The organism is Pseudomonas sp., from assembly GCF_049590575.1.
Classification (GTDB): Bacteria; Pseudomonadota; Gammaproteobacteria; order Pseudomonadales; family Pseudomonadaceae; genus Aquipseudomonas.
The window spans coordinates 1-6822 of the sequence record NZ_JBAWDE010000228.1 but is presented as its reverse complement, the minus strand read 5'-3'; the positions used below and the strand labels follow the sequence as shown (position 1 = coordinate 6822).

The following is a 6822-nucleotide window of genomic DNA, read 5'->3' as shown; positions in this document are numbered from 1 at the left end:
ACCGCCTTCGCGAGCAAGCCCGCTCCCACATTCGATCGCATTTCAAAATTTAAATATAAAAACGCGACATTCAGATGTCGCTTATCGGACAGTCCGCCCCGCAACAGTGCGTTTGTCAGGCTAATTCTGTACCCTAGCCGCCTCTTTATGTGTCCGCATCCCAAAAGGAAGCTGCGCGCTAGACCGGTCGGCCTCCATCAGGGCTGGCAGTATTTCCCTCATCCACAGGGAATCCCTCTCTAAATTCCGATTCAGTAGTGTGGTATTTCCTGAAATGAAAGTGTTGAAAAGCCAGGACATCCTGGCGTTAGGGTTCATGACCTTTGCCCTGTTCGTGGGTGCCGGCAACATCATCTTCCCGCCTATCGTCGGTTTGCAGTCCGGGCCGCACGTCTGGATGGCGGCGCTGGGCTTTTTGATCACAGCGGTCGGCCTGCCGGTGGTCACTGTGGTCGCCCTGGCCAAGGTTGGCGGCGGCATGGACGCGTTGAGCAGCCCGATCGGCAAGATCGCCGGTGGCCTGCTCGCGGCGGCGGCGTACCTGGCGGTAGGGCCGCTGTTCGCTACCCCGCGTACCGCGACCGTGTCCTTCGAAGTGGGCCTGGCCCCGCTGACCGGTGAAAGCCCGCTGGCACTGTTCCTCTACAGCTCGGTGTACTTCCTGGTGGTGTTCTTCGTGTCCCTGTACCCAGGCCGACTGCTGGACACCGTGGGTCGTTTTCTCGCGCCGCTCAAGATTATCGCGCTGGCCATCCTTGGCATCGCCGCGTTTGCCTTGCCGGCCGGTGACGTCGGCGTCGCCACCCCGGAATACGTGGCAGCACCGTTCTCCCAGGGCTTTATCAATGGTTACCTGACCATGGACACCCTGGGCGCACTGGTGTTTGGCATCGTGATCGTCAATGCCATTCGTTCGCGCGGTGTGGAATCGCCGAAGCTGATCACCCGTTACGCGATCATTGCCGGGCTGATTGCCGGCGTGGGCCTGGCGCTGGTGTATGTCAGCCTGTTCCGCCTCGGTTCGGGCAGTCATGCCGTGGCTGCCGGTGCGGCGAATGGTGCCGCCGTGCTGCACGCTTACGTACAACACACCTTCGGCTCCCTGGGCAGCGGCTTCCTCGCGGTGCTGATCTCCCTGGCGTGCCTGGTCACCGCCGTAGGCCTGACCTGCGCCTGCGCCGAGTACTTCAGCAAAATCCTGCCGCTGTCCTACAAGGCGCTGGTGGTGATCCTGGCGCTGTTCTCGCTGTTCGTGTCCAACCTGGGCCTGACCAAGCTGATTGCGTTTTCGATCCCGGTCCTCACCGCGATCTACCCGCCATGCATCGTGCTGGTGGCCCTGAGCTTCTGCAAAGATTTCTGGCAGGAGCAGGGCCGCATCGTCGGGCCGGTGATGCTGGTGTCATTCATCTTTGGTTGCATCGATGCGCTCAAGGGCGCAGGGCTGGCCGATTGGATGCCTGCGCAGTTGGCGAACTTGCCATTGAGCGAGCAGGGCCTGGCGTGGTTGGTGCCGTCGGTGATGGTGCTGGCGGTGGCTGTGGTGGTTGACCGCGTGCTTGGCAAACGTAGCGAAGCGATCGCTTAAACCACTGGCTGTACGCTTTACCGAAATGCCTCGTATCAATCGATACGGGGCATTTTTTATGTCTATGCGGCAACAACCCTCTAGAGTTGGTATTCGGTAAGTGTGGAGCGGGCTTGCTCGCGAATGCAGTGTGTCAGTTGATATGTCTTGCGCTGACTCACCGCTTTTGTGAGCAAGCCCGCTCCCGCATTTAAATCGATTCATAGTGCCTAAGGACCCGCATGTCGTTCGTCGAAACCAATCAGATCCACCTGCTTGCCGCGCTCTGGTTCGTCTTGTGCTGGGGCGGCTACACCCGCTACGCCGCCTGGAAAGCCCGGGACACCGCGTGCCTGGCCAGTGTGCTGCACCTGTACCGTGAAGACTGGATGCGCCGCATGTTGCTGCGCGACAACCGCATCGCCGACGCGAGTGTGGTCGGTAATCTGGAGCGCAATGCTTCGTTCTTCGCCTCCAGCACCCTGATTATCCTCGCCGGTATCCTCACCGTGCTGGGGGCGTCCGAGCGGGCGGTTTCGTTGCTGGCGGACATCCCCATGGTGCAACAGGACTCTCAGGGTATGTCGGAGATCAAGTTGCTGTGCCTGGCGCTGGTGTTCGTCTACGCGTTCTTCACCTTCAGCTGGTGCATGCGCCAGTACAACTTTGCGGCGGTGCTGGTAGGGTCGGCGCCGATGGTCGGAGAGCGGCATGTGTCAGAGCAGGAGCGCAAGGCATTTGCCCTGCGTGCCGCGCGGGTGATTTCCATGGCTGCCAACCAATTCAACTTTGGCCTGCGCGCTTATTACTTCGGCATGACCATGCTCGCCTGGTTTGTCAGCCCCTGGTTGTTCATGTTGATGAGTGCCGGGGTGGTGTGCGTGTTGTATCGCCGCGAGTTTCATTCCGACGTACTGCAAGTGATGGTGTATACGCAGACGGATACGCCACTGCCGGAGGCAGCTAAAGAGGCGGCTTAATCGGCAATACGATAAATAAGAAAACAGCAGACAAAGTAAAGCCCGCTATGTAAGCGGGCTTTCTTTTTGCAGCCAGGCTACTTCAAACCACGGTATTAAGAACCGGTGGCAGGGGTAGCAGGTGCTGCTTCTTTGGCGGCCGCTTCGTTCGATTCAGCCTGAGCTTTGGCAGCATCGGCGTTTTCTTTCGCAGCGTCGTTCACTTTATCCTGTGCTTTCGCCATATCTTTCTGAGCTTGCTCAGAGTGCGCGGCAGCGTCTTGGGCTTTGTCTTCGGATTTTTTATCGCAGGCAGCGAGGCCGAGGGCAGCAGCGAGCATCATGGAAACAGCTAAAGTCTTGCGCATGGGGTGTTTCTCCTTATTGAAGATATCTACTGGCCTTTCGAGCATGGGCGTTCAGCATTAGTTCCTTTTATTCCCCAGATATATAAACCGCAGGGGTAAAGGAACTTTAGCGCGCTGCCCCTGTTCTGCAAATCAACACTAATAAGAGTCTGCATCGAATGACCGGAAATCCCTTGTTAGAGCGTGCGACGCGCTTTGTATCGGCCCTGCGCCATTGCCAGGTGCTGGGTATTACCGTTTATCAGGCAAGCGGGGAGGGCATCACCCTGGTGATGCCCTATGCCGCGCATCTGGTGGGTGACCCCCAGACCGGCGTGATCCACGGCGGCGCATTGACCTCCCTGATGGACACCGCCTGCGGCATGGCCACTTTGTGTGTGTTGCCGGAGTTCGAAGTGTGCCCGACCCTCGACCTGCGTATCGACTACATGCACCCCGCCGAACCGCGCAAACCCGTCTACGGCTTTGCGCAATGTTACCGCGTGACCACGGACGTGATCTTCACCCGCGGCTTCGCCTACCAGGATGACCGGCAACAGCCCATCGCACATGTGGTGGGCACGTTCATGCGCATGGGCAAGCGCCTCAAGGGCGCGCAAGGGCTGGGCGACACGATCAAGGGAGACCAGGCATGACTCACCGATTCAAGACTCGCCTGGAGCAAGCCCATGAGCGCGGCAACTACGAGGCGCTGCTCGCGCTGGTGCCCTACGCCAAACTGATCGGCATCGAATGCACACGGCAGGGGGATGAGTTGCTGTTTCGGTTGCCGGCGAACAAGGACAATATTGGTAACCCCATATTGCCGGCGCTGCACGGCGGGGTGATTGCCGGCTTTATGGAGTTGTCGGCGGCGCTGCACTTATTGGTATTCACCGGCGCACCGGGCTTCCCGAAAATCATCGACTTCTCCCTCGATTACCTGCGCGCCGGCCAGTACCGTGACACCTACGCCAAGTGTCAGGTGTGGCGCCAGGGCCGGCGCGTGGCGAATGTGGCCATCACGGCCTGGCAAAGCACTTCGGCCGAACCCATCGCCACCGCCCGTGCGCATTTCAAGATCGAGGAACCGAACCGCCCTTGAAATCCCTGGCTTAGCCCCCAACTTTGATGACAACCCGCCGCCAACCCTCAAGGGCGCGGCCATTGCCATCCAATTGGAGTTTGATGACCATGAGTGTGGAAACTCAAAAGGAAACCCTGGGCTTCCAGACCGAGGTGAAGCAGCTGCTGCACCTCATGATCCATTCGCTGTATTCCAACAAGGAAATCTTCCTTCGCGAATTGATCTCGAACGCCTCTGACGCCGTCGACAAATTACGTTTCGAAGCCCTGTCCAAGCCTGAGTTGCTGGAAGGTGGCGCCGAGCTGAAAATCCGCGTGAGCTTCGACAAGGACGCCAAGACCGTCACCCTCGAAGACAACGGCATTGGTATGAGCCGCGAAGACGCGATCACCCATTTGGGTACCATCGCCAAATCCGGCACCGCCGATTTCATGAAGAACCTGTCGGGCGATCAGAAAAAAGATTCGCACCTGATCGGCCAGTTCGGCGTGGGCTTCTACTCGGCCTTCATCGTTGCCGACAAGGTTGAAGTGTTCAGCCGCCGCGCCGGCCTGCCTGCCAGCGAAGGTGTGCACTGGTCCTCCCAAGGTGAGGGCGAGTTTGAAATCGCCACCATCGACAAGGCTGACCGTGGCACCCGCATCGTGCTGCACCTCAAATCCGGCGAAGATGAGTTTGCCGACGGCTACCGCCTGCGCAACATCATCAAGAAGTATTCGGACCACATCGCCCTGCCGATCGAGCTGCCGAAAGAACAGGCCGCTGTCGAAGGCGAAGAAAAACCGGCGCAGGAGTGGGAAACCGTCAACCGCGCCAGCGCGCTGTGGACCCGCCCGCGTACCGAGATCAAGGACGAGGAATACCAGGAGTTCTACAAGCACATCGGGCATGACTACGAAAACCCGCTGAGCTGGAGCCACAACAAGGTCGAAGGCAAGCTGGAATACAGCTCGCTGCTCTACGTACCGGCCCGTGCTCCGTTCGACCTGTACCAGCGCGAAGCGCCGAAAGGTCTGAAGCTCTATGTGCAACGCGTGTTTGTGATGGACCAGGCGGAATCCTTCCTGCCGCTGTACCTGCGTTTTATCAAAGGCGTGGTCGACTCCAATGACCTGTCGCTGAACGTGTCGCGGGAAATCCTGCAGAAAGACCCGATCATCGACTCCATGAAGTCGGCGCTGACCAAGCGCGTGCTCGACATGCTGGAAAAACTGGCGAAGAACGAGCCTGAGCAATACAAAGGCTTCTGGAAAAACTTCGGCCAAGTCATGAAAGAAGGCCCGGCGGAAGATTTCGCCAACAAGGAAAAAATCGCCGGCCTGTTGCGCTTCGCCTCCACCCAGGGTGAAGACGGTGAGCAGGTTGTGTCGCTGGCCGAGTACCTGGCACGTGCCAAGGAAGGTCAGGACAAGATTTACTACCTGACCGGCGAAACCTACGCCCAGGTCAAGAACAGCCCGCACCTGGAAGTCTTCCGCAAGAAAGGCATCGAAGTGCTGCTGCTGACCGACCGTATCGACGAGTGGCTGATGAGCTACCTCAACGAGTTCGACGGCAAATCCTTCGTCGACGTGGCCCGTGGTGACCTGGACCTGGGTAACCTGGACTCCGAAGAAGAGAAGAAGGAAGCCGAAGAAGTCGCCAAGTCCAAAGAAGGCCTGGTTGAGCGGATCAAGGCGTCCCTGGGCGATGCGGTCAGCGAAGTGCGGGTTTCCCACCGTCTGACCGACTCCCCGGCGATCCTGGCCATCGGCGAGCAGGACCTGGGCATGCAGATGCGTCAGATCCTCGAAGCCAGCGGCCAGAAGGTGCCGGATTCCAAGCCGATCTTCGAATTCAACCCGGCTCACCCGCTGATCGAAAAACTCGACGGCGAGCAGAGCGAGGAGCGCTTTGGCGACCTGTCGCACATCCTCTTCGACCAGGCGGCCCTGGCCGCTGGCGACAGCCTGAAAGACCCGGCAGCCTATGTGCGCCGACTGAACAAGCTGTTGGTTGAACTGTCGGTTTAACACCGTTGTAGAAAAACCCGCTTCGGCGGGTTTTTTCGTTCTAGCGCACCTCAACTGGAGTAAATGATGAGCCAAGTCACTGTACGTTCCGTGGTCTATCAGATTGATGGCCAGTCCTATGAAAGCCGCCTGGCGTTCGACGCCGGCCACAAGGGCCCGTTGCCGGGCCTGCTGATGGCGCCGAACTGGATGGGTGTGAGTGCGGGTGCCGAAGAGATTGCCAAGAGTGTTGCCAGCAAAGGTTACGTGGTACTGATCGCCGACCTCTACGGGCAAACCGTGCGCCCGTCGAATGGCGACGAAGCCGGCGCCGCGATGATGCCGTTGAAGAATGACCGCGCCTTGCTGAACAAACGCATGCAGGCAGCCTTCGAACAGTTGCAAGGCCAGACCGAAGCGGCGGTGGACACTTCGAAACTCGCAACCTTTGGTTTCTGCTTCGGCGGTTGCTGTTCGCTGGAGCTGGCGCGTACCGGTGCGCCGCTCAAGGCGGCTGTTTCGTTCCATGGCACCCTCGACACGCCAAACCCGGCGGATGCGAAGAACATCAAGGGGTCGGTGCTGGTGCTGCACGGCGCTTCCGATCCGTTGGTGCCGAAAGAGCAACTGCCGGCCTTTGAAGATGAAATGAACGCGGCCGGTGTGGATTGGCAGCTGTTGAGCTACGGCGGCGCGGTGCATTCCTTCACCGACCCGCACGCCAATGTGCCGGGCAAGATGATGTACGACGCGAAGACCGCCAAGCGGGCGTTCCAGTCGATGCATAACCTGTTGGATGAAGTGTTCAAGGGCTGATTCTTCAGCGCCTGTCAGGGCCCTATCGGGGGCAAGCCCCCTCCCACCTTTGATT

The 6822-nt window shown here is 59.1% G+C and carries 7 protein-coding genes; 6 read left to right on the top strand and 1 reads right to left on the bottom strand.

Annotated elements, in window-relative coordinates; genetic code table 11:
- Positions 1 to 274 precede the first annotated feature (274 nt).
- Positions 275 to 1588, top strand: coding sequence for a branched-chain amino acid transport system II carrier protein (gene brnQ / locus WBR57_RS15715; RefSeq protein ID WP_424084612.1), 1314 nt, complete (start codon positions 275 to 277; stop codon positions 1586 to 1588).
- A gap of 221 nt (positions 1589 to 1809) precedes the next feature.
- Positions 1810 to 2547, top strand: coding sequence for a DUF599 domain-containing protein (locus tag WBR57_RS15710; protein ID WP_424084611.1), 738 nt, complete (start codon positions 1810 to 1812; stop codon positions 2545 to 2547).
- Positions 2548 to 2642: 95 nt separating this feature from the next.
- Here WBR57_RS15710 and WBR57_RS15705 read toward each other — a convergent pair whose 3' ends face one another.
- A complete protein-coding gene (locus WBR57_RS15705; RefSeq protein ID WP_424084610.1) occupies positions 2643 to 2894 on the bottom strand; it encodes a hypothetical protein in 252 nt (83 codons plus the stop codon).
- A gap of 158 nt (positions 2895 to 3052) precedes the next feature.
- Between WBR57_RS15705 and WBR57_RS15700 the strand changes: the two genes are divergently transcribed.
- The 4 genes from WBR57_RS15700 to WBR57_RS15685 all read left to right on the top strand — a co-directional run bounded on the left by WBR57_RS15700 (position 3053) and on the right by WBR57_RS15685 (position 6767).
- A complete protein-coding gene (locus WBR57_RS15700; protein WP_424084609.1) occupies positions 3053 to 3529 on the top strand; it encodes a PaaI family thioesterase in 477 nt (158 codons plus the stop codon).
- Positions 3526 to 3978, top strand: coding sequence for a PaaI family thioesterase (locus tag WBR57_RS15695; protein WP_424084608.1), 453 nt, complete (start codon positions 3526 to 3528; stop codon positions 3976 to 3978). Before WBR57_RS15700 ends, WBR57_RS15695 begins: the two co-directional genes overlap by 4 nt.
- Before the next feature lie 89 nt (positions 3979 to 4067).
- Positions 4068 to 5972 carry a molecular chaperone HtpG gene (htpG, locus tag WBR57_RS15690; protein WP_424084607.1) on the top strand — a complete coding sequence of 635 codons (1905 nt, stop codon included), beginning with the start codon at positions 4068 to 4070 and terminating at the stop codon, positions 5970 to 5972.
- A gap of 66 nt (positions 5973 to 6038) precedes the next feature.
- Positions 6039 to 6767 (top strand): dienelactone hydrolase family protein, encoded by a 729-nt coding sequence (locus WBR57_RS15685; protein ID WP_424084606.1) that lies wholly within the window; start codon positions 6039 to 6041, stop codon positions 6765 to 6767.
- The last annotated feature ends 55 nt before the right edge of the window (positions 6768 to 6822 follow it).

Bases quoted from the DNA above. Each gene is read 5' to 3' on its own strand.
- htpG (WP_424084607.1), top strand. From the start codon at position 4,068: ATGAGTGTGGAAACTCAAAAGGAAACCCTGGGCTTCCAGACCGAGGTG.
- WBR57_RS15705 (WP_424084610.1), bottom strand. From the start codon at position 2,894: ATGCGCAAGACTTTAGCTGTTTCCATGATGCTCGCTGCTGCCCTCGGC.
- WBR57_RS15695 (WP_424084608.1), top strand. From the start codon at position 3,526: ATGACTCACCGATTCAAGACTCGCCTGGAGCAAGCCCATGAGCGCGGC.
- WBR57_RS15700 (WP_424084609.1), top strand. From the start codon at position 3,053: ATGACCGGAAATCCCTTGTTAGAGCGTGCGACGCGCTTTGTATCGGCC.
- brnQ (WP_424084612.1), top strand. From the start codon at position 275: ATGAAAGTGTTGAAAAGCCAGGACATCCTGGCGTTAGGGTTCATGACC.
- WBR57_RS15685 (WP_424084606.1), top strand. From the start codon at position 6,039: ATGAGCCAAGTCACTGTACGTTCCGTGGTCTATCAGATTGATGGCCAG.
- WBR57_RS15710 (WP_424084611.1), top strand. From the start codon at position 1,810: ATGTCGTTCGTCGAAACCAATCAGATCCACCTGCTTGCCGCGCTCTGG.